Raw genomic sequence first — 18990 nt, 5'->3', positions numbered from 1 at the left:
CTCGAGATGAGATTTCCCACAGCATTAAGCTGGTAAGATCCCTTAGAGATGATGAGGTAGATAGGTTCGGGGTGGAAGCGTGGCAACACGTGGAGCTGACGAATACTAATCGATCGAGGGCTTAACCGATTATATTGGAAAACGTTGCGAGTGCTATCTAGTTTTCAAGGAATAATATTTTTCTTGAAAAACATGATGGAATATAGTATGATATATTTTGTCGCTGGCAAATCACGATAAAGTGAAATCCAGTCATTAGTCTGGTAATGATGGCGAAGAGGTCACACCCGTTCCCATGCCGAACACGGAAGTTAAGCTCTTCAGCGCCGATGGTAGTTGGGGGATCTCCCCCTGCAAGAGTAGGACGTTGCCAGGCTGATAATATTCCACAGTAGCTCAGTGGTAGAGCTATCGGCTGTTAACCGATCGGTCGTAGGTTCGAATCCTACCTGTGGAGCCATGGAGAGCTGTCCGAGTGGCCGAAGGAGCACGATTGGAAATCGTGTAGACGGTCAACGCCGTCTCGAGGGTTCGAATCCCTCGCTCTCCGCCACTAGCATACATAATAGCAGCAAGGGCCCGTTGGTCAAGCGGTTAAGACACCGCCCTTTCACGGCGGTAACACGGGTTCGAATCCCGTACGGGTCACCAATATAAATATCGTTTTTACTCTGTGGAGGATTAGCTCAGCTGGGAGAGCATCTGCCTTACAAGCAGAGGGTCGGCGGTTCGAGCCCGTCATCCTCCACCATTTTCTAAGGTCCCGTGGTGTAGCGGTTAACATGCCTGCCTGTCACGCAGGAGATCGCGGGTTCGATTCCCGTCGGGACCGCCATTTTAAACTTTCATATTATCGCGGGGTGGAGCAGTTCGGTAGCTCGTTGGGCTCATAACCCAAAGGTCGCAGGTTCAAATCCTGCCCCCGCAACCAATTAATTTTATCTGCGTTGAGTATTCATCGTTGTTAAAATTAGAATGTAGTCCTGTAAAGGGCAACCAATTATTTTTTAAAACATGGCTCTGTAGCTCAGTCGGTAGAGCAGTGGACTGAAAATCCACGTGTCGGCGGTTCGATTCCGTCCGGAGCCACCATGTTGCCGGTCTAGCTCAATTGGTAGAGCAACTGACTTGTAATCAGTAGGTTGGGGGTTCAAGTCCTCTGGCCGGCACCATTTTCTCGAAATGAGATCAATTTCCATTGCACTTTCATAAGATGTGTATTACAATGGTAATTGTCAATTTGGAGGGGTAGCGAAGTGGCTAAACGCGGCGGACTGTAAATCCGCTCCCTCAGGGTTCGGCGGTTCGAATCCGTCCCCCTCCACCATTTTGATAGGGGTATAGTTTAAAGGTAGAACAGAGGTCTCCAAAACCTCCGGTGTGGGTTCGAGTCCTACTACCCCTGCCAATTTCATTCTTTCTTGGCGGTTGTGGCGAAGTGGTTAACGCACCGGATTGTGATTCCGGCATTCGTGGGTTCAATTCCCATCAGCCGCCCCATTTTTGGGCTATAGCCAAGCGGTAAGGCAACGGATTTTGATTCCGTCATGCGCTGGTTCGAATCCAGCTAGCCCAGCCATTTTGTTGCGGAAGTAGTTCAGTGGTAGAACATCACCTTGCCAAGGTGGGGGTCGCGGGTTCGAATCCCGTCTTCCGCTCCATTTTACAAAGGCGGCATAGCCAAGTGGTAAGGCACGGGTCTGCAAAACCCTTACGCCCCGGTTCAAATCCGGGTGCCGCCTCCAATCTTAATATTTTTTCTTTAAAGTCCTGCCGGAGTGGCGGAATTGGCAGACGCACAGGACTTAAAATCCTGCGGAGGGTGTACCTCCGTGCCGGTTCGAGCCCGGCCTCCGGCACCACTTATTTTTTGCCTAAATTAATCATGGTACTTTGCCGGTGTGGCGGAATTGGCAGACGCGCACGACTCAAAATCGTGTTCCGAGAGGAGTGTCGGTTCGAACCCGACCACCGGTACCATTACATACGTAATTACAAGACTTCAACGTTCTCGTTGAGGTCTTTTTTGTATGTCTTACCATTCATAATCTTATGGTTATGGGAAACAAGTTTTAACTAACTAGAAAACAGCATAAGTGATGTACTCAACTGTGGCAAAGAGGCTCTCTATGGTGTTGATCTACTTTAGGATAGTGTTACGCAGGTCATCAATCGATTTCCCAAAAAAAGCTTGCCACAGTTTTCGTATGTTTGGAATTGACTCAATACTTATTCAACCTACTATAGGTGAAAACGTGTTTGCAACACTTTTAGTAGTAATCCAATTGTTAAGATGAAGTGGAATCAACTATTCATACCTGACTAGTACCATATTTTTTAATAGTCCTTAGAAAGATACATGTTGAGCAAATTCCTGCTCATTTGAAATGAGAGGTGATAAACTATAAGTACGAAATAATAATGATAATCTGAAAGAGTGATTTGATGCAAATTGAAGTATGGTCCGATTTTGTCTGTCCATTTTGTTATATAGGAAAAAGAAGACTTGAACATGCACTTAGTACTTTTCCACAGCGTGATCAAGTAGAAGTGGTTTTTAAAAGTTTTGAACTTGATCCAAACGCGAAAGAATCAAAGGGTGAAAGCATGGCTGAACTTCTGGCAGCAAAGTATCAAGTTAGTCTTGAACAGGCACAAGGAATGTGCGAGAACATGAGACAGCAGGCAGCTGGAGAAAATTTAACTTATGACTTCGATAAGATGGTTCCTACAAATTCATTTGATGCTCATCGACTTGTTCACTATGCAAAAGGGTATGGTAAGGGCAATGAAATGTCAGAACGCTTATTTTATGCATTCTTTACGGAATCGAAGAATATAGGGAATCACGAGACACTTGCTCTACTCGGTGAAGAACTAGGATTAACTGCTACTGATATTAGGCAAATGTTACGTACAGATGAATTTACCAGTCAAGTTCGCCAAGATGAGGCGATGGGAAGTCAACTGGGTATCCAGGGCGTGCCGTTCTTTGTGTTTGATGGTAAATATGCCGTCTCAGGTGCACAGCCTGTAGAAATGTTTGAGCAGGCGCTAACGAAGGCCTGGGGAGAAGGAAATAAGCTTGAGGTTATGAGTGGCGATGCAGAAGCATGCACGGCTGATGGTTGCGATATTCCAAAATCCTAAAGAAAAAGCTCTCTTAAATGAAAAGAGAGCTTTTTCTTATATTTTGGACTTTTCTTCTTTAACTGTTTTGTAAGCCCCATCTAAATTGCGAATACGACGAACGATTTCTGAGTTTTTGTTAAGGTTGTCATAGATCATGGATGAAACAACTGAACGATAATAGCTATTCATTGCCTCTAGTTTAGTGAATACATCACGGTTTTTATGTATGTATTGTCGAAAGTTTTCTTCAAAAAAAGGTGTCGAGAATGGTTCCATATTCGTTCTCCTTTCTACTTGTAGTTCCGATTATAGATGCATCGTCATTGATGCGTCAAACTCGATCAGACAAATCGCAAAAAATGAGCATTGTTAAGAAATTATGAAAAATGTGTTGTTTCTTACATACATTCTGTGGTATTCTAGCTACATCAGCGAGGATTGTAGAAATTCCTCGAATTTTTACCATTTACCCAACGCAGTGTTTCGTTAATATTAACGAAGCGTTGCGTTTTTTTATGCCTCTAACCCCCTTTAAATGGAAACTCCACTTTCGACATGGCCACCATGTATTTGATGGAACATATCAGCAGAAGCATCAACAAGCTTTTTACATTCCGATAGGGGGAGTGACGGTTGCAGATAAAAGAGTTGAATTGCGTTTGTCGTATTTTCAGTCACAGCCGTTCGTTTAGAATCTACAATCGGACTTCCGAATGCACCTTTTTGGTCGAACGAATGAATTTTGTTAGTAAAGGAGACCTCACGACCATTCAACCCTTCATATAAAGTGTGATGATCACCAATAGCGATTGTAATGTCTCCTTCGATTTGATCTAAATCATAGATTCCAAGGGGGATTTTGTATTGAAGCGATAATAAGTTGTTGATGTCGACTGCAGAATGGACAAGTGGGATCGTGCTTCCCTTTTTTAATCGACGTAATAGCGATTCTGAAGAAGGACGGTATCGAGCAGGATCCGTGCCGAATTTCTTGAAAATCGCACGCCATTCAGATACGGCAGGAAACGAATTGAGCTCTGTTTGCTCAAGATCCATCATCATTGTCTCTTGATAAAATTGAAAGCGACCTCGTACCATTTGCGGTGACTTTTCAACCACGATATTATGATAAATAGCGTAACCAATTTTAAATTCTGGATAGTGCTCTTTTATAGATGGAGCGAGAGTAATATTGGTCATAACTCTTTCCTCCTCGTTCGTATTTATCGTTTATTTTACCATATACCAGATTTTGAAGCTTAAAAGGAGGTTTGCCTCAAAGATGAAGGAACTAAGAAAGCAGTTAGAACGCATAGATGGAAAAGGGTATAAGGCATACAAGGATTTGAAAGGGCGTTATCACTTTAATGACTATGACCTTGCGATTGATTATGTTCAAGGAGATCCGTTTGCTAGCCCTTCCCGAATAAGAATGATCGTTCCTCGTACGAAAACAATTATTGAACGTGAATGGTTTGGATCATCTGTGAGAAGAGTCCGAACGGAAGATGAGATTGCTCGAGAAGTTGGAAGGGCCATTAGAAAGACGGAGAAGCATGCAAAAGGCACGGGAAAAAGTGGATTGATCTCTATCGATCAACCGGGTCAAAAGGTTATTGAGAGAGCTGCAGTGAACATCACAGAGGAGAATATTACAATTTGTTTATCCATAGGATTACCTGCTCAAGGCAGGAGGGTTCTTGGCAGACAGGCGATTGATTTGCTTCTGCATCGCATCCCAGATATGATGAATAAATCTATCTTTGCCCTAAATAAAGATCTCATGGTCAAAGCGCTTTTCTTAGCTGATCAACAGGAAGCAATTCGTGAGTATCTTACCGATAACGGATATGTAGCTTTTGTAGCAAATGGCGCTATTTTGCCACGCGAAAGTGGGATAAGTGATCGTCCTATGCAAAATAAGGCCGTACCATTCGAATCGCCTAAAACTATGGAAGTATCTCTTTCCATTCCACACCGCTCAGAACCATTAGTAGGAATGGCGATTAAGAAGGGGATTACGTTAATTGTTGGCGGTGGTTATCATGGGAAGAGTACACTGTTGCATGCCATGGAACACGGTGTGTATGATCATATTTCAGGAGATGGAAGAGAGTATGTACTGACAAATCACCATGCAATGAAAATTCGCTCTGAAGATGGTCGTCAGGTAACTGGAGTAGATATATCACCGTTTATCAACAATCTACCTTATGGCAAGGATACACGGTCATTCACATCCGAAAATGCCAGTGGAAGTACATCACAGGCTGCAAATATTATAGAAGCAATAGAGGCTGGCGCAGACACGCTTTTAATAGACGAAGACACGAGTGCGACTAATTTTATGATTCGAGATTACCGGATGCAGCAGCTAGTTGCGAAAGAAAAAGAACCAATCACTCCATTTATTGATCGGGTAAAGCAACTAAGTACAGAACGACACATCTCAACTGTGCTTGTTATGGGGGGATCTGGAGATTACTTTGAGGTAGCAGACCAGGTCATTTTAATGGAAAATTATCGTCCATATGATGTGACTGATAAAGCTAAGAAAATTGCACAAAAATCGGATCGCCAAAAAGAAGGTGGAGAAACGTTTGGTGATGCAAGAAAGAGAGTACCTGAGCGGAGTAGCTTGAATAGTCAAAAAGGAAAGAAATCCAAAGTTTCTGCTCGAGGACTACATCAAATTCAATATGGTCATACGGACGTTTCTCTTCTCCAAGTAGAGCAACTTGTTGATTCCAGCCAAACGAGATTTGCTGCTGATGTTCTTCATTTTCTAGAAAGAAATCATACGCTAGGAAATAAGTCGATTCCTGAGCTACTGGATTTCATTGAAGAAAAAATAAATAATGGTGGTCTGGAGGCCTTTTCCATATATAAAGATCAGCATCCAGGAGACATTGCTCGTATAAGAAGAACGGAAATGGCTGCCATATTAAATCGGATTCGAACATTAAAAATAAAATAAACTTACTTCAATAAAGAAAGGAGGGAATGAAATGACAAACGCACAATTAAAAGCCGATATAATAGCATACAGTAAAACAATTGGGATTGATAAAATAGGCTTTGCTGCAGCAGATCCTTTTAAAACTCTTAAACAACGACTGCAGCGCCAACAGGAGCTTGGGTATCAATCGGGATTTGAGGAATCCGATATTGAAAAGAGAACGGAGCCTGAGCTTTTGTTGAGTGGTGCGACGACAATTATTTCAATTGCCATTGCGTATCCTTCGCGAATGAAAGGTAGTCCAAGAAGTAAAAAAGCCGAGCGTAGAGGACTGTTTTGTCGCGCATCATGGGGTGTTGATTATCACCATGTGCTTAGAGAGAAACTCTCTCTTCTTGATGCATATATTAAATCAAAGGTTCCTGAAGCCCGATCAAGTTCGATGGTCGATACTGGTGAACTATCCGATCGTGCTGTAGCTGAAAGAGCTGGTATTGGCTTTAGCGGTAAAAACACAATGACCATTACAGAAGAATTTGGATCATGGGTGTATCTTGGTGAAATGATTACCGATCTAAATTTGGAGCCTGATGAGCCTGTCGAGGAGGGGTGTGGAGATTGCAATATTTGTGTAGAAGCCTGTCCGACAGGTGCTTTGATTGAAGGTGGCCAGCTTAACGCAAATAAATGCATTGCTTTTCTTACGCAAACGAAAGGCTTTTTACCAGACGAATACCGCACTAAATTAGGAAATCGATTATACGGGTGTGACACATGTCAGCTTGTTTGTCCTAAAAACAAAAGGAAAGATTTTCATCATCATCCTGAACTCGAACCAGATCCGGAGATGGTGAAACCAAAGCTTATTCCGCTTCTCACATTGACAAATCGTGAGTTCAAAGAACAATTTGGTAGAGCAGCTGGATCGTGGAGAGGAAAGAAACCAATTCAGCGAAATGCTATTCTTGCTCTTGCCCATTACAAAGACGAAACAGCGATTGATACGCTTGTAGAACTAATGGAGAAAGATCCTCGTCCGGTGATCCGAGGAACTTCAGCTTGGGCACTTGGTAAAATTGGTGGTGAAAAGGCTCTCCATGCCCTTATGAAGGAGCAAATGCGAGAAAATGACAATGATGTGGCAGATGAGATCGCTAAGGGCCTGTCAATGCTTGAAAATAAGACTTAATGCTGATGGTCAAACGATTAGATGCGTTGTAAGATAGTGAAAAATGGACAATAAAGAAGGGATAGAATGGAGAAACAAGTGATCTATTATGGGGAGTTTCAATCGCCGATTGGTCCATTAACGTTGTTTGCTAGTTCGAATGGGGTTAGTAGGCTCGATTTTGGTTGCCCGGAGGATGTGCTGCCTGCTGCTGAAACATGGTATAAGAAACATCATGTCAATGCGGACCTTGTTTTCAATTCTGATATGATTGAATCAGTTGTCCTGCAATTGGAAGAATATTTCAGTGGAAAAAGAAGGAGTTTTGATCTTCAGCTTGATCCAATTGGAACTATTTTTCAGCAGAAAGTATGGAAAAACCTCTCGGAAATTCCATATGGTGAAACTCGTTCTTACAGAGATGTTGCCGTCGGTATTTCTGCTCCAAAAGCTGTTCGAGCAATTGGCTCAGCTAATAATCGTAATCCGATTCCAATCATTGTACCGTGTCACAGAGTAATTGGAAGCAATGGTGCTTTAGTTGGTTACGCTGGTGGCGTCACGAAGAAAGAATATTTATTATCTCTTGAACAACAGCATGCGATGCATGCCATGTTGCCATAACAAGATTTTAAGCCTGTTTGCTACGTTTCATTTGTAGCAAACAGGCTTTTTTGAATTTTTCCTCTTAGGCATAATGCTACAAAAAGGGAAAGCTTTCTTGTAAAATAGCAAATGCGGTTAAATTTCAAAGAAAAATATAAATAAAAGTAATGAGTGCAATAAACAAATGAATTGTATTCAAAGCCTTCTAAAGAGGAGTGGAAATGATGAATAGCTTTTTGTCAAAAAGCCTAATTTATGTAGCGGGATTATTTACCCTTGCTTTTGGAGTAGTATTGTTAATCAATGCTGATGTTGGAATTGCTCCCTGGGATGCTTTATATGTCGCTCTGTCAGACCAAATTGGATTTACAGTAGGATCGTGGGTGTTTATAGTAGGCGGTATTTTAATTTTCATTAATAGTCTCATTATGATGAGGAAACCTAACCTTGCTGGTTTTATTCCAATCATTTTACTAGGACTGTTTGTAGATTTGCTGAATTTGAAAATATTAGCTTTTATAGATGTGAATGGAATCGTTCCCAGATGGATTTTATTTCTTGTAGGTTTGGTCATCATGGGACTTGGTATTGCGGTGTATTTATTTGCTTCATTAGCATCTATACCGAATGATGAATTAATGCTTGCTCTTACTGAACGAACAGGATGGAGTATTGGCGTAACCAAGACGATAACGGAAGCTCTTGCCTTTGTATTAGCTTTCCTTCTTGGAGGACCAATTGGTGCAGGTACGTTTGTGGAAGTCCTTTTACTTGGTTTCCTCGTTGGATGGTTTGATAAACTTCTTAAGAAAATAAATCATTCTTCAATTGAACCAGCGTATAACCATTCTTGATTCCGTGTCATGTGTTGGTTGCCCCTATCATAAATTGCGATGAGGGGGGACGCATATGGGGTGGGGAGTTCAATTGAAATCTTTTTGGGAAGATCAGGCAACTAGCTTAATAAATGGTACGGAGTTCGCTAGATTAGGAATACGTCCATCTTCAGAAGAAGAAGCAGTAGCCCGTTATTTACAACAGTGTCATGATAGAGGAGCTTCTGTTATTCGGATAAAAAATAAAGGAATTCTTCTGAGCAAAAAAGGATTTTCAACAAATCAAGTGTATGATTATCTTCTACACCAACAATTTTTGATAAAGCAAGGAAAGAAGCTATACCAAGAAGAACGAATTGAAAAGAGGTTCGCCAAAATAACGGAGGGGGATCTCATTCTGGACTGTTCGGTAGAGATAGAGGGAGATCAGCCTCAAGCAATAGAAAGCGAAGGGGACGATCGTATTCGAATGAAAGGTTCCTATTACGATCGATTATCTGCCCTTAAGTATGCAGAACGTTGGTGGGACGATTATAACCCCGCATTTCATTCATTTGATGTTGATTGTACGAACTATATTTCACAATGTCTTCATGCCGGAAAAGCCCCAATGCATGGCTATCCTGATCGATCAAAGGGATGGTGGATGAAGGGGAGTAGCTGGAGCTATTCGTGGACAGTGGCTCATGCGCTTCGATGGCATTTAAGTGGTTCGAAAACGGGTTTGCGCGCTCGTGAGGTAGCCACTCCTGATGAGTTGGTTCCCGGAGATATTATTTGCTATGATTTTGATGGAGATGGGCACTGGCAGCATACGACCTTTGTTGTTGATAATGATGAGAAGGGTTATCCTCTTGTAAATGCTCATACGACTAATAGCAGAATGCGTTATTGGGCTTATGAAGATTCTACCGCTTGGACACCTGATATTAAGTATAAGTTTTTTCATATTGAAGATTAGCGAATGTCCTCTCCACTTCAAAACATGCTATAATAGAAATGTTTTGAAGTGGAGGTGAATGAAGATGTCTTTAAATGTCGTCCTTTTTCAGCCTGAAATACCGGCGAATACAGGGAATATTGCACGTACATGTGCAGCAACAAATACAAGTTTGCATTTAATTCGTCCACTGGGATTTTCAACAGATGATAAAATGTTGAAGCGTGCCGGATTGGATTACTGGCAATATGCTGACGTTCATTATTATGATTCTCTTGATGAGTTTTTCGATAAAAATCAAGGTGGAGAGTATTACTATATTACGAAATATGGTACAAACACACATACTGATTTCGATTATTCTGATCAGGATAAGAATACGTATTTTGTTTTCGGCAGAGAAACGAATGGTTTGCCAGATGAATTAATTGAGAATAATAAAGAACGTTGTCTTCGTCTACCGATGACTGATCACGTTCGCGCTCTTAACCTTTCAAATACAGCTGCTATTATGGTTTATGAAGCGTTGAGACAGCAACATTACCCTGGGATGAAATAAAAAAGAACGACTGATAGCACTTTGCTATCAGTCGTTCTTTTTTGATACAAGCTTGAGCGTCATTAATGAAGTTTTAAAGTTCCAATATCTCCGTTTCTAAACGCTCGTCTCCGCTTTTCTTGTCCAGCTGCAGTGGGCAGACACTCGGTCACTTCACCTTTTCATCCGAACACAAAGAACGTGTTCAAATGAAAAGGCTCCAGTGCCTGCCGTGTCTAACCGCCCACTTCCGCTTTTCGTGAGATCTAGCTACGACTCGCAGAAACTGCGATATTTCACTCTTTCACCAGAACACAAAGGACGTGTTCTAGTTCAAGAGTTCCAATATCTCCGTTTCTAACCGCTCGTCTTCGCTTTTCGAGAGATCTAGCTGCAGTGGCCAGGTCCTCGATCGCTTCACCCTTCAATCCGAACACAAAGACCGTGTTCATATTGAAGGTCTCCAGCGCTTGTCGGACCTAACCGGCCACTTCCGCTTTTCTTGTTACCGACTACCTTTTTTGGTTTTGCTTGGTCGGTCGTTGTAGCCGGCGGTGAAGATTGCTGCTAGGAATGCCAGGATTACTACTAAAATACCCAGGAAACTCATGGTCTCATCCTCCTCAGGTAAAATTGTGTCCAAATCTATCTCTCATTATAAACCATGTGCGGTATGGTGTGAATGTTTTGGAGGGAATTCCTGGTGTGAGGGGTGGTTTGAATTGGAAAAAAATGCAGTTATTCGATAAGATAGAGCTAGAAAGATAAAGGAGGTATTCGATCATGTATGTAGTCATGAATGAATTAAAGGTACCAGATGAAGCGAAGGACATGATGAAACAACGTTTTGGGAAGAGTGCGGAAAGTATGAAAAATGTAGAAGGTTGCTTGGAGTTTATGTTCCTTGAACAATCAGCTGAGAATGGAAAGTTAATTGTGTTTACGAAGTGGGAAAATGAAGAGGCTTATCAGAACTGGGTGCATTCAGATTCCTTTAAGAATGCTCATAAAGAAAAACGGGAATCGAAAGAGAAATCACCCGCAACTGGTAATGAGCTTAGTGAGTTTACTGTTGTTTATCATACGTAAGAGTGAGAGCCGGCTTAGCCGGCTCTTTTTGTTTGTGTTATAACGTTTTTGTGATCTCTCTTTTACGCGAACACTTTTAGTCCTTACCCCTGTCTTTACGTTCGAAAAGAAAGCCGAATGTTATAGGACATCCCTGCATAACATGTATTAAATCCGATGAATCAAACTTGGAGGGGGCTCGTAATGGATATCTTACGTAAAATCCAGCAGCATCGAGAAGATGAAAGGCGGCTGAAGTGGGAAGGAACCTTCAGCGAGTATTTAGACATTATCCGGGAACGACCTGAAGTAGCGCAGTCAGCTCATTCACGTGTTTATAATATGATAAAAGATGCAGGGATCGAAGAAGTTGACGGGAAACGAAGTTATTCTTTTTTTAGTGAAGAACTGTATGGGCTTGAGGAAGCCATTGAACGTCTCGTCGAAGAATATTTTCATCCAGCTGCAAAACGATTAGATGTTCGGAAACGTATCCTCTTGTTAATGGGACCAGTTAGTGGTGGTAAATCAACGCTAGTTACTGTATTAAAAAGAGGTTTGGAAAAATATTCTCATGAAGATTCAGGCGCCGTATATGCGATTAAAGGGTGTCCGATGCATGAAGATCCACTTCATTTGATACCACATCATTTACGAGATGAGTTCCATGAGGAATATGGCATTCGAATTGAAGGAAGCCTCTCTCCGCTTAACGTTATGCGTCTTGAGCAGGAGTATGGCGGCAGAATTGAAGATGTCATGGTTGAACGCATTTTCTTTAACGAAGATAAGCGGACAGGTATTGGTACCTTTAGTCCTTCCGATCCTAAGTCTCAGGATATTGCAGATTTAACAGGTAGCATCGACTTTTCTACGATTGCTGAGTTTGGATCCGAGTCTGATCCAAGAGCTTATCGGTTTGATGGGGAGTTAAATAAAGCAAATCGCGGTATGATGGAGTTCCAGGAAATGTTAAAGTGTGATGAAAAGTTTCTATGGCATTTGCTGTCACTCACACAAGAAGGAAATTTTAAAGCTGGTCGCTTTGCTTTAATTTCAGCTGATGAACTCGTTGTAGCTCACACGAATGAAGCGGAGTACCGCTCGTTTATTTCAAACAAAAAGAATGAGGCACTCCACTCTCGTATTATTGTTATGCCGGTTCCATATAACTTGAAAGTGAGCCAGGAAGAACGTATTTACGAGAAAATGATTCGTGAAAGTGATGTGGCAGACGTTCATATTGCCCCTCACGCGCTAAGAGTAGCGGCGATCTTCTCGATCCTCACAAGATTAAAAGATACCAATCGCCAGGGCGTTGATCTTGTTAAGAAAATGCGTTTGTATGATGGAGAGATTGTAGAAGGATTCAATCAAGTCGATGTGGATGAGCTTCATAAAGAGCATTCGGACGAAGGAATGAGTGGGATTGATCCACGATATGTCATCAACCGTATTTCATCGACTATTATACGAAAAGAAGTACCGTCCATTAATGCTTTAGATGTCCTTCGTTCATTGAAGGATGGACTGGATCAACATGCCTCTATTTCGAAGGAAGACAAAGAGCGTTATATGAACTTCATCTCGATTGCACGGAAAGAATACGATGAAATTGCGAAGAAAGAAGTACAAAAAGCTTTTGTATACTCCTATGAAGAAAGTGCGAAGACGTTAATGGATAATTATCTTGATAACGTAGAAGCATACTGTAATAAAAATAAGTTGCGCGATCCATTGACTGGTGAAGAAATGAGTCCGGATGACAAACTCATGCGTTCAATTGAAGAGCAAATAGGCATTTCTGAAAATGCGAAAAAAGCCTTCCGTGAAGAAATCTTAATTCGAATCTCTGCTTATGCTAGGAAAGGTAAGAAATTTGATTACAATTCTCATGAGCGTTTAAGAGAAGCGATTCAGAAAAAATTGTTTGCAGATTTGAAAGATGTTGTGAAAATTACGACATCTTCAAAAACACCAAATGAGAACCAGCTTAAAAAGATCAATGAGGTTATTGCTCGTCTCATTGATGAACATGGGTATAATTCCATTTCAGCCAATGAACTCCTTCGTTATGTGGGAAGTCTCCTAAACAGATAACATTCAAAAAGCATACCTCTTTTGGGGGTATGCTTTTTGGAGTGTGTCAATGTGCAATTCACTTTATTTGTAATCGCTTACAATGGTAGGTGCGCTTGTGCGAGCTTATTAGGAGTGATAGATTAGACGTAAAGACGTATTGAAAAGAGGTTTGAGATGAAGAAGGAACGCAATCCGCTTTGGGAGTGGGTAAAGGCTTTTTCAATAGCTGTCGTCCTTGCGATTGTTATTCGTGAATTTCTCATAACGAATTATGTGGTACATGGTGAATCGATGATGCCAACGATTCAAGACGGGAATCGTTTAATCATTAATAAAATTGGTTATGAAGTATCTGAACCTGATCGGTTTGATCTTGTGGTATTTCATGCGAACGAACAAGAAGATTACATTAAGAGAGTCATTGGTCTTCCAGGGGATACGATTGAATACAAAAATGATGATCTCTATGTGAATGGTGAGAAGATGAGCGAACCTTATCTTGAACAATATAAAGAAGACATTTTTAACGGAAATTTAACGGAAAATTTTAATCTCGAAGATAAGACAGGTAAGATGAAAGTTCCGGAGGGCTTTTTATTTCTTATGGGCGATAATCGTAGACATAGTTATGATAGTCGCCATATTGGTTTTGTTCCCATGGAGCAAGTAGTCGGAGAAGTAAACCTTCGTTACTGGCCGCTTGAAAAATTCGACTTTACGTTTGAAAAATAATAAGAAAATAAGTTAATAATGGATGAGATCTGGGTACGTTGATTAATGAGGTGATGCATAATGGCAGACCGAAAAGATAAACCAGAAAATAGCTCTATGGCAATGGATGAACAGGAAATGCAGGAGCTTGGTAAAGAAATGGAAGAACTAGACACAAATGATGAACTAAAGAAAAAAGGTCGACTTCCAGATCCTGCACAGCACGAAAAGAAAAATAAGAAACAATAACTCCCAAATGGGGGTTATTTTTTTTGAAGAATAATCTTAGGATTAGTAAAAGGGGAAGAGGGTGAGCCTTTATTTTGTCCAATTCAACTGATAAGTTCGATAAAACGCCAATTTGTCAGAATTAATTGTCAATTATCGCTTGTATTTGCATAGGATAAAGTATACTATTCAACGCAGCTAGAGGATGTCCATAGTAGCATGCTGCTTTTGAACAAACATCATGAGCGATCATCGATCTTTGAATAAATTTCCGATAGAAATTTTATTTTTTTAAGGAGGGGAATAAGGCATGAAAGACAAAGATTCCAACAATTTCGTCGTCTCTCAGGAGAATTGGTCCCTCCACCGAAAAGGCTATCAGGATCAACAACGCCATGCCGAAAAAGTTCAGGATGCTATCCAAAACAATCTCCCGGATCTCATCAGTGAAGAGAACATTATTCTTTCCAACGGTCGAGATGTCATTAAAATACCAATACGATCACTTGATGAATATAAAATTCGTTATAACTATGATAAATCAAAACACGTTGGGCAGGGTGAAGGCGATAGCCAGGTGGGAGACGTAGTGGCACGCGATGGCTCTGGTGAAAAACAGCCCGGAGCAGGTAAGGGTGAAGGTGCCGGTGATCAACCGGGTGAAGATTATTACGAAGCAGAAGTATCTCTTGTAGAACTTCAGGATATTTTATTTAAAGAACTTGAATTGCCCAATTTACGCGAAAAAGAAACGGCAGATGTTGTGAAGAAGAAAGTGGAATTTAATGATATTCGAAAAACAGGTCTGATGGGTAACATTGATAAGAAACGTACGATTCTAACAGCATATAAGCGAAATGCCATTAGTGGAAAACCAGCCATTGCGCCAATTTATCAAGATGATCTTCGTTTTAAAACATGGAATGAAGAAATCAGGCGTGAATCCAAAGCAGTTGTTCTTGCCATGATGGATACGAGTGGCTCGATGGGAAAATGGGAAAAGTATATGGCACGAAGCTTTTTCTTCTGGATGTCCCGTTTTCTTAGATCTAAATATGAAACAGTGGAAATTGAGTTTATCGCTCATCATACTGAAGCCAAAGTCGTCACAGAAGACGATTTTTTTTCAAAAGGAGAAAGCGGGGGAACGATTTGTTCATCAGCCTATCGAAAAGCCCTTGAATTAATTGATGAAAAATATTCTCCATCTCGCTATAATATCTATCCTTTTCATTTCTCAGATGGTGATAATTTAACCTCTGACAATACAAGGTGTGTTAAGCTGGTTAACCAGATAATGAAGGTATCGAATATGTTTGGTTATGGAGAAGTAAATGCCTATAACCGCCATTCCACGTTAATGAGCGCATATAAAAATATTCACGATCCGAAATTTAGGCATTATATCTTAAAGGAGAAAAAAGACGTCTATCACGCCATGAAAAGTTTCTTTCGAAAAGAAGAAGAAGTACGTTCGTAAAGCTTCCCTGAATGGGAAGTTTTTTTCTATTGGTAGAACTTGTTACTGACTACCAACAACATTTCTAAACCAATGCTTTTAGTTATGAAGGGAAGGCGCATACTAACGTTAAGAAAAAACAGGAGGAATGATGATGAAGTTTTTATGCGCTCTTTTTTTCTCCCTCCTTATCGTATTACAAATGCCTTGTAAGGTAACGGCACAAACCAATTTGGTGGAGGTCCATTTCCTGGACGTTGGACAGGCTGATAGTATTTTAATTACATTTGGAGAAGAAACAATGTTAGTGGACGCTGGTGATAACGCGGATGGAAAAATGGTTAGTGAGTATTTAAAAAAACTTGGAATTACTCAGTTAGACTATATTGTAGCGACCCATCCCCATCATGATCATATTGGTGGGATGGATGATGTGATACAAAATTTTGAAGTAGATCGGGTTCTGATGCCTGACGTGTCATATCCTACAACTCACTATAAATCATTACTTAAGGAAATTAAGAAGAAAGAAATTCCTATTATGAATGCTCATAAAGGTGTGAAAATTAAACTTGGACGTCGTGTTAGTGTGCAGGTTATTTCTCCTTCTGAAAATGCGGAATATGAGGATTTTAACGATTATAGTGCTGTTTTAATGCTCAAGCATGAAGAGAATCGCTTTTTGTTAATGGGAGATGCTGGTGTAGAAGTAGAAAAGCAAATGCTGAATCGTTTAAAAAAGAAGCAGTTGCAAAATGATGTATTAAAAATTGGCCATCATGGAGCAATCTCTGCAACGACAGATGCATTTATAAAAGCCGTCAGTCCTGAAACGGCAGTTATTTCAGTTGGAAAGGATAATCGCTATCATTTTCCGGATCACGAAGTGCTTCAGAGGTTAAGTGGAAATGATATTTCTATTCTAAGAACAGATCAAATTGGAACAATTATTGCAACGAGTGATGGAAAGAATATCACCTTCCATACCGAAAATAATTTGATTTCACATAAAAAGGAAAAATAAAATGAATGGCTTGAGTTTAAACTATAACGGTGGAAAGCCGTGGCTTTCCTAGCTCAATAATCCTACAACCTGGGAGGAATGCTCGTGCAAAACAACCTGCAAAACCTCATGTCTAAGAACATTGTGTCAGTCACACCAGAGCAGTCCATTCAAGAAGCAGCTGCATTAATGAACCAATACAATATTGGCTCATTACCAGTTATGAAAAACGGTCAGCTTTGTGGGATGGTTACGGATCGGGATATCACGACTCGTGCTACTGCGACTGGAGGAAATGCCAATTGTCAGGTGAGTCAATGTATGTCTAATAACATTGTTTCAGCCACGTCAAACATGAGTGCAGACGAAGCGACAGCTTTAATGGCTCAACATCAAATTCGCCGCTTACCTGTCGTAGAAAACAATCAGGTTGTTGGTATGGTCTCACTTGGGGATTTTGCAACGAAAACCCCTGATCAACAAGAAGCAGGGCCAGCACTATCCAGCATTTCTCAAAATGGAGCTCCAAAGGCGTAAAGCCAGGGAGACTGACGTCGTCAGTCTCCTCTCTTTTTATATGATAAAATCAAGGTACAAACTGATGTAAATAGGGTATATAGTAAAATAGATCTAAAGTGGAGGGAAAACAGATGTCAGAATTAGACGTATCGAAATTCGAAAAAAAGATTGAGATTAGACAAATTCGTCACGAAGATATAGAAGAAATTCTAGCATTGCAAAAAAAGTGCTTCCCGGGAATGGATCCCTGGAAACGAGAACATCTTGAAAGTCACCTCGATATTTTTCCGGAAGGCCAGTTTTGCGTAGAGCTGGAGGGTGAGATAATTGGTTCATGTTCAAGTCTAATGGTTAACTTTGATGAATATGATGATCAGCACACATGGGACGATATTACGGATGAAGGGTACATAACAAATCATAATCCCGATGGATATAACCTCTATGGAATTGAAGTAATGGTTCACCCTGAATATCGAAGAATGAAGATCGGCAAGCGCTTATACGATGCACGTAAAGACCTTGCACGGGAATTAAACGTCAAGAGCATCATTATTGGTGGTCGAATTCCGAATTACCACAAACATGCAGATGAAATGAAGGCATCTGAATATGTTGAAGAAGTAAAATTCCAGAATATTTATGATCCCGTGTTAACGTTCCAGCTAATGAATGGTTTTAATGTGATGAGGATCAATCCGAATTACTTACCAGATGATAAAGCGTCTAAACAGTTTGCCACCTTAATGGAATGGAATAACGTTGAATATAAGGCAGTGACAAGAAGACACTTTAGGTCCTCTTTCCCTGTTCGGATCTGCGCCATTCAATATGCTATGAAGAAGATTTCTTCCTTTGAGGAGTTTGCAAACCAAGTTGAATATTATGTAGATGTGGCAGCTGACTTTGGTTCTGATTTCGCCGTTTTCCCTGAGATCTTTACAACGCAGCTCATGTCGTTTATGGATGAGAAAATTCCAAGTAAAGCCGTGCGTAAATTAACGGAGTATACAGAGCCTTATATTGAACTATTCACTGAACTAGCAGTTAAGTACAATGTCAACATTATTGGCGGTTCTCATTTTGTATTAGAGGATGAAAAAATCTACAATATTGCTTATTTATTTAGAAGAGATGGAACGATTGAAAAGCAGTATAAAATCCACGTTACCCCGAATGAGCGTCGCTGGTGGGGAATTCACGGTTCTGATGGCATCGAGGTTTTCGATACAGACTGTGGTAAAATCGCCATTCAAATATGTTATGATATCGAATTTCCAGAGCTCGGTCGCATTGCAACAGATAAAGGAGCAAATATTCTTTTTACACCTTTCTGTACAGATGACCGTCAAGGATATTTACGTGTTCGTTACTGCGCGCAGGCTAGAGCAGTTGAAAATCAAATTTATACGGTGATTGCTGGTACAATTGGCAACCTTTCTCAAGTAGAGAATATGGATGTCCAGTATGCCCAATCCGGCATTTTTACACCATCTGACTTTGCCTTTTCAAGAGACGGCATTGCTGGAGAATGTCACCCGAATATTGAGACCGTCGTAGTGGGTGATGTTGACCTTGAAATTCTAAGAAGACAGCGTCAGTCTGGAACGGTTCGTCAACTTCGAGATCGTCGAAAAGACTTATATGAAATTCACTACAAAAAGTAAGCCGCTAAGCGGTTTGCTTTTTTTGTCGTTTTTTAGGGAGTGGTGTTTTTTTCCTAAATAGCATTGGCTGAGAA

The 18990-nt window shown here is 40.7% G+C and carries 18 protein-coding genes, 16 tRNA genes and 2 rRNA genes; 33 read left to right on the top strand and 3 right to left on the bottom strand.

Annotated elements, in window-relative coordinates:
• From PQ511_RS14330 to PQ511_RS14240, 19 genes are all read left to right on the top strand, one after another.
• Nucleotides 1-129 (top strand): 23S ribosomal RNA (locus PQ511_RS14330); the annotation flags it as partial.
• 130 nt (nucleotides 130-259) lie between these two features.
• Nucleotides 260-376 (top strand): 5S ribosomal RNA (gene rrf, locus PQ511_RS14325).
• Nucleotides 377-385: 9 nt separating this feature from the next.
• A tRNA-Asn gene (locus PQ511_RS14320) sits at nucleotides 386-460 on the top strand.
• A gap of 1 nt (nucleotide 461) precedes the next feature.
• Nucleotides 462-553: transfer RNA gene (locus PQ511_RS14315), tRNA-Ser, on the top strand.
• Between the two features lie 23 nt (nucleotides 554-576).
• Nucleotides 577-651 (top strand) — tRNA-Glu (locus tag PQ511_RS14310).
• 24 nt (nucleotides 652-675) lie between these two features.
• Nucleotides 676-751, top strand: a tRNA-Val gene (locus PQ511_RS14305).
• 8 nt (nucleotides 752-759) lie between these two features.
• Nucleotides 760-835: transfer RNA gene (locus PQ511_RS14300), tRNA-Asp, on the top strand.
• Between the two features lie 19 nt (nucleotides 836-854).
• Nucleotides 855-931: transfer RNA gene (locus PQ511_RS14295), tRNA-Met, on the top strand.
• An 85-nt stretch (nucleotides 932-1016) separates the two neighbouring features.
• Nucleotides 1017-1092 (top strand) — tRNA-Phe (locus tag PQ511_RS14290).
• A gap of 4 nt (nucleotides 1093-1096) precedes the next feature.
• Nucleotides 1097-1172 (top strand) — tRNA-Thr (locus PQ511_RS14285).
• A 70-nt stretch (nucleotides 1173-1242) separates the two neighbouring features.
• Nucleotides 1243-1327 (top strand) — tRNA-Tyr (locus PQ511_RS14280).
• 7 nt (nucleotides 1328-1334) lie between these two features.
• Nucleotides 1335-1408: transfer RNA gene (locus PQ511_RS14275), tRNA-Trp, on the top strand.
• A gap of 16 nt (nucleotides 1409-1424) precedes the next feature.
• Nucleotides 1425-1500, top strand: a tRNA-His gene (locus PQ511_RS14270).
• A 4-nt stretch (nucleotides 1501-1504) separates the two neighbouring features.
• Nucleotides 1505-1579 (top strand) — tRNA-Gln (locus PQ511_RS14265).
• A 7-nt stretch (nucleotides 1580-1586) separates the two neighbouring features.
• Nucleotides 1587-1661, top strand: a tRNA-Gly gene (locus PQ511_RS14260).
• Between the two features lie 9 nt (nucleotides 1662-1670).
• Nucleotides 1671-1745, top strand: a tRNA-Cys gene (locus PQ511_RS14255).
• 27 nt (nucleotides 1746-1772) lie between these two features.
• Nucleotides 1773-1862: transfer RNA gene (locus PQ511_RS14250), tRNA-Leu, on the top strand.
• 33 nt (nucleotides 1863-1895) lie between these two features.
• Nucleotides 1896-1980 (top strand) — tRNA-Leu (locus PQ511_RS14245).
• 465 nt (nucleotides 1981-2445) lie between these two features.
• The gene (locus PQ511_RS14240; RefSeq protein ID WP_273852570.1) at nucleotides 2446-3150 is read left to right on the top strand and encodes a DsbA family oxidoreductase; all 705 of its coding nucleotides are present in this window, start codon (nucleotides 2446-2448) and stop codon (nucleotides 3148-3150) included.
• Nucleotides 3151-3186: 36 nt separating this feature from the next.
• Here PQ511_RS14240 and yvfG read toward each other — a convergent pair whose 3' ends face one another.
• Both yvfG and PQ511_RS14230 read right to left on the bottom strand, forming a co-directional pair.
• Nucleotides 3187-3408 carry a protein YvfG gene (yvfG, locus tag PQ511_RS14235; protein WP_273852569.1) on the bottom strand — a complete coding sequence of 74 codons (222 nt, stop codon included), beginning with the start codon at nucleotides 3406-3408 and terminating at the stop codon, nucleotides 3187-3189.
• Nucleotides 3409-3663: 255 nt separating this feature from the next.
• Nucleotides 3664-4332 carry a B3/B4 domain-containing protein gene (locus tag PQ511_RS14230; protein WP_273852568.1) on the bottom strand — a complete coding sequence of 223 codons (669 nt, stop codon included), beginning with the start codon at nucleotides 4330-4332 and terminating at the stop codon, nucleotides 3664-3666.
• Nucleotides 4333-4414: 82 nt separating this feature from the next.
• Here PQ511_RS14230 and PQ511_RS14225 point away from each other — a divergent pair, with 82 nt between their 5' ends.
• The 6 genes from PQ511_RS14225 (at nucleotide 4415) to trmL (ending at nucleotide 10200) form a co-directional block, all read left to right on the top strand.
• The gene (locus tag PQ511_RS14225) at nucleotides 4415-6109 is read left to right on the top strand and encodes an ABC-ATPase domain-containing protein (RefSeq protein WP_273852567.1); all 1695 of its coding nucleotides are present in this window, start codon (nucleotides 4415-4417) and stop codon (nucleotides 6107-6109) included.
• 31 nt (nucleotides 6110-6140) lie between these two features.
• Nucleotides 6141-7280: a tRNA epoxyqueuosine(34) reductase QueG gene (gene queG, locus PQ511_RS14220; protein ID WP_273852566.1), complete on the top strand. Its 1140-nt coding sequence runs from the start codon at nucleotides 6141-6143 to the stop codon at nucleotides 7278-7280.
• Nucleotides 7281-7346: 66 nt separating this feature from the next.
• A complete protein-coding gene (locus PQ511_RS14215) occupies nucleotides 7347-7883 on the top strand; it encodes a methylated-DNA--[protein]-cysteine S-methyltransferase (protein WP_273852565.1) in 537 nt (178 codons plus the stop codon).
• Nucleotides 7884-8089: 206 nt separating this feature from the next.
• Entirely contained in the window at nucleotides 8090-8719 is a 630-nt protein-coding gene (locus PQ511_RS14210; protein WP_273852564.1) for a YczE/YyaS/YitT family protein, read from the top strand.
• Nucleotides 8720-8774: 55 nt separating this feature from the next.
• Nucleotides 8775-9662 (top strand): amidase domain-containing protein, encoded by an 888-nt coding sequence (locus PQ511_RS14205; RefSeq protein WP_273852563.1) that lies wholly within the window; start codon nucleotides 8775-8777, stop codon nucleotides 9660-9662.
• 64 nt (nucleotides 9663-9726) lie between these two features.
• Nucleotides 9727-10200, top strand: coding sequence for a tRNA (uridine(34)/cytosine(34)/5-carboxymethylaminomethyluridine(34)-2'-O)-methyltransferase TrmL (gene trmL / locus PQ511_RS14200; RefSeq protein WP_273852562.1), 474 nt, complete (start codon nucleotides 9727-9729; stop codon nucleotides 10198-10200).
• A gap of 275 nt (nucleotides 10201-10475) precedes the next feature.
• Here the strand turns inward: trmL and PQ511_RS14195 are convergent, their stop codons facing one another.
• Nucleotides 10476-10631, bottom strand: a complete 156-nt coding sequence (locus tag PQ511_RS14195; protein ID WP_273852561.1) for a hypothetical protein — start codon at nucleotides 10629-10631, stop codon at nucleotides 10476-10478.
• A gap of 331 nt (nucleotides 10632-10962) precedes the next feature.
• Here PQ511_RS14195 and PQ511_RS14190 point away from each other — a divergent pair, with 331 nt between their 5' ends.
• The 8 genes from PQ511_RS14190 to PQ511_RS14155 all read left to right on the top strand — a co-directional run bounded on the left by PQ511_RS14190 (nucleotide 10963) and on the right by PQ511_RS14155 (nucleotide 18916).
• On the top strand, nucleotides 10963-11268 hold the full coding sequence (locus PQ511_RS14190; RefSeq protein WP_098446377.1) for an antibiotic biosynthesis monooxygenase family protein: 306 nt from the start codon (nucleotides 10963-10965) through the stop codon (nucleotides 11266-11268).
• A 183-nt stretch (nucleotides 11269-11451) separates the two neighbouring features.
• Nucleotides 11452-13347, top strand: coding sequence for a PrkA family serine protein kinase (locus tag PQ511_RS14185; protein ID WP_273852560.1), 1896 nt, complete (start codon nucleotides 11452-11454; stop codon nucleotides 13345-13347).
• Between the two features lie 156 nt (nucleotides 13348-13503).
• Nucleotides 13504-14061, top strand: a complete 558-nt coding sequence (gene lepB, locus PQ511_RS14180) for a signal peptidase I (protein WP_273852559.1) — start codon at nucleotides 13504-13506, stop codon at nucleotides 14059-14061.
• Between the two features lie 60 nt (nucleotides 14062-14121).
• Entirely contained in the window at nucleotides 14122-14289 is a 168-nt protein-coding gene (locus PQ511_RS14175) for a hypothetical protein (protein WP_273852558.1), read from the top strand.
• A gap of 289 nt (nucleotides 14290-14578) precedes the next feature.
• Nucleotides 14579-15748: a sporulation protein YhbH gene (yhbH, locus tag PQ511_RS14170; RefSeq protein WP_273852557.1), complete on the top strand. Its 1170-nt coding sequence runs from the start codon at nucleotides 14579-14581 to the stop codon at nucleotides 15746-15748.
• A gap of 133 nt (nucleotides 15749-15881) precedes the next feature.
• Nucleotides 15882-16751, top strand: coding sequence for a ComEC/Rec2 family competence protein (locus PQ511_RS14165; protein WP_273852556.1), 870 nt, complete (start codon nucleotides 15882-15884; stop codon nucleotides 16749-16751).
• 84 nt (nucleotides 16752-16835) lie between these two features.
• On the top strand, nucleotides 16836-17267 hold the full coding sequence (locus tag PQ511_RS14160) for a CBS domain-containing protein (RefSeq protein ID WP_420541710.1): 432 nt from the start codon (nucleotides 16836-16838) through the stop codon (nucleotides 17265-17267).
• A 113-nt stretch (nucleotides 17268-17380) separates the two neighbouring features.
• On the top strand, nucleotides 17381-18916 hold the full coding sequence (locus PQ511_RS14155; protein ID WP_224884079.1) for a bifunctional GNAT family N-acetyltransferase/carbon-nitrogen hydrolase family protein: 1536 nt from the start codon (nucleotides 17381-17383) through the stop codon (nucleotides 18914-18916).
• The last annotated feature ends 74 nt before the right edge of the window (nucleotides 18917-18990 follow it).

This window comes from Guptibacillus spartinae (assembly GCF_028610625.1).
In the GTDB taxonomy this organism is placed as follows: domain Bacteria; phylum Bacillota; class Bacilli; order Bacillales; family Guptibacillaceae; genus Guptibacillus; species Guptibacillus spartinae.
This window is presented reverse-complemented; position numbering and strand designations above follow the sequence as displayed.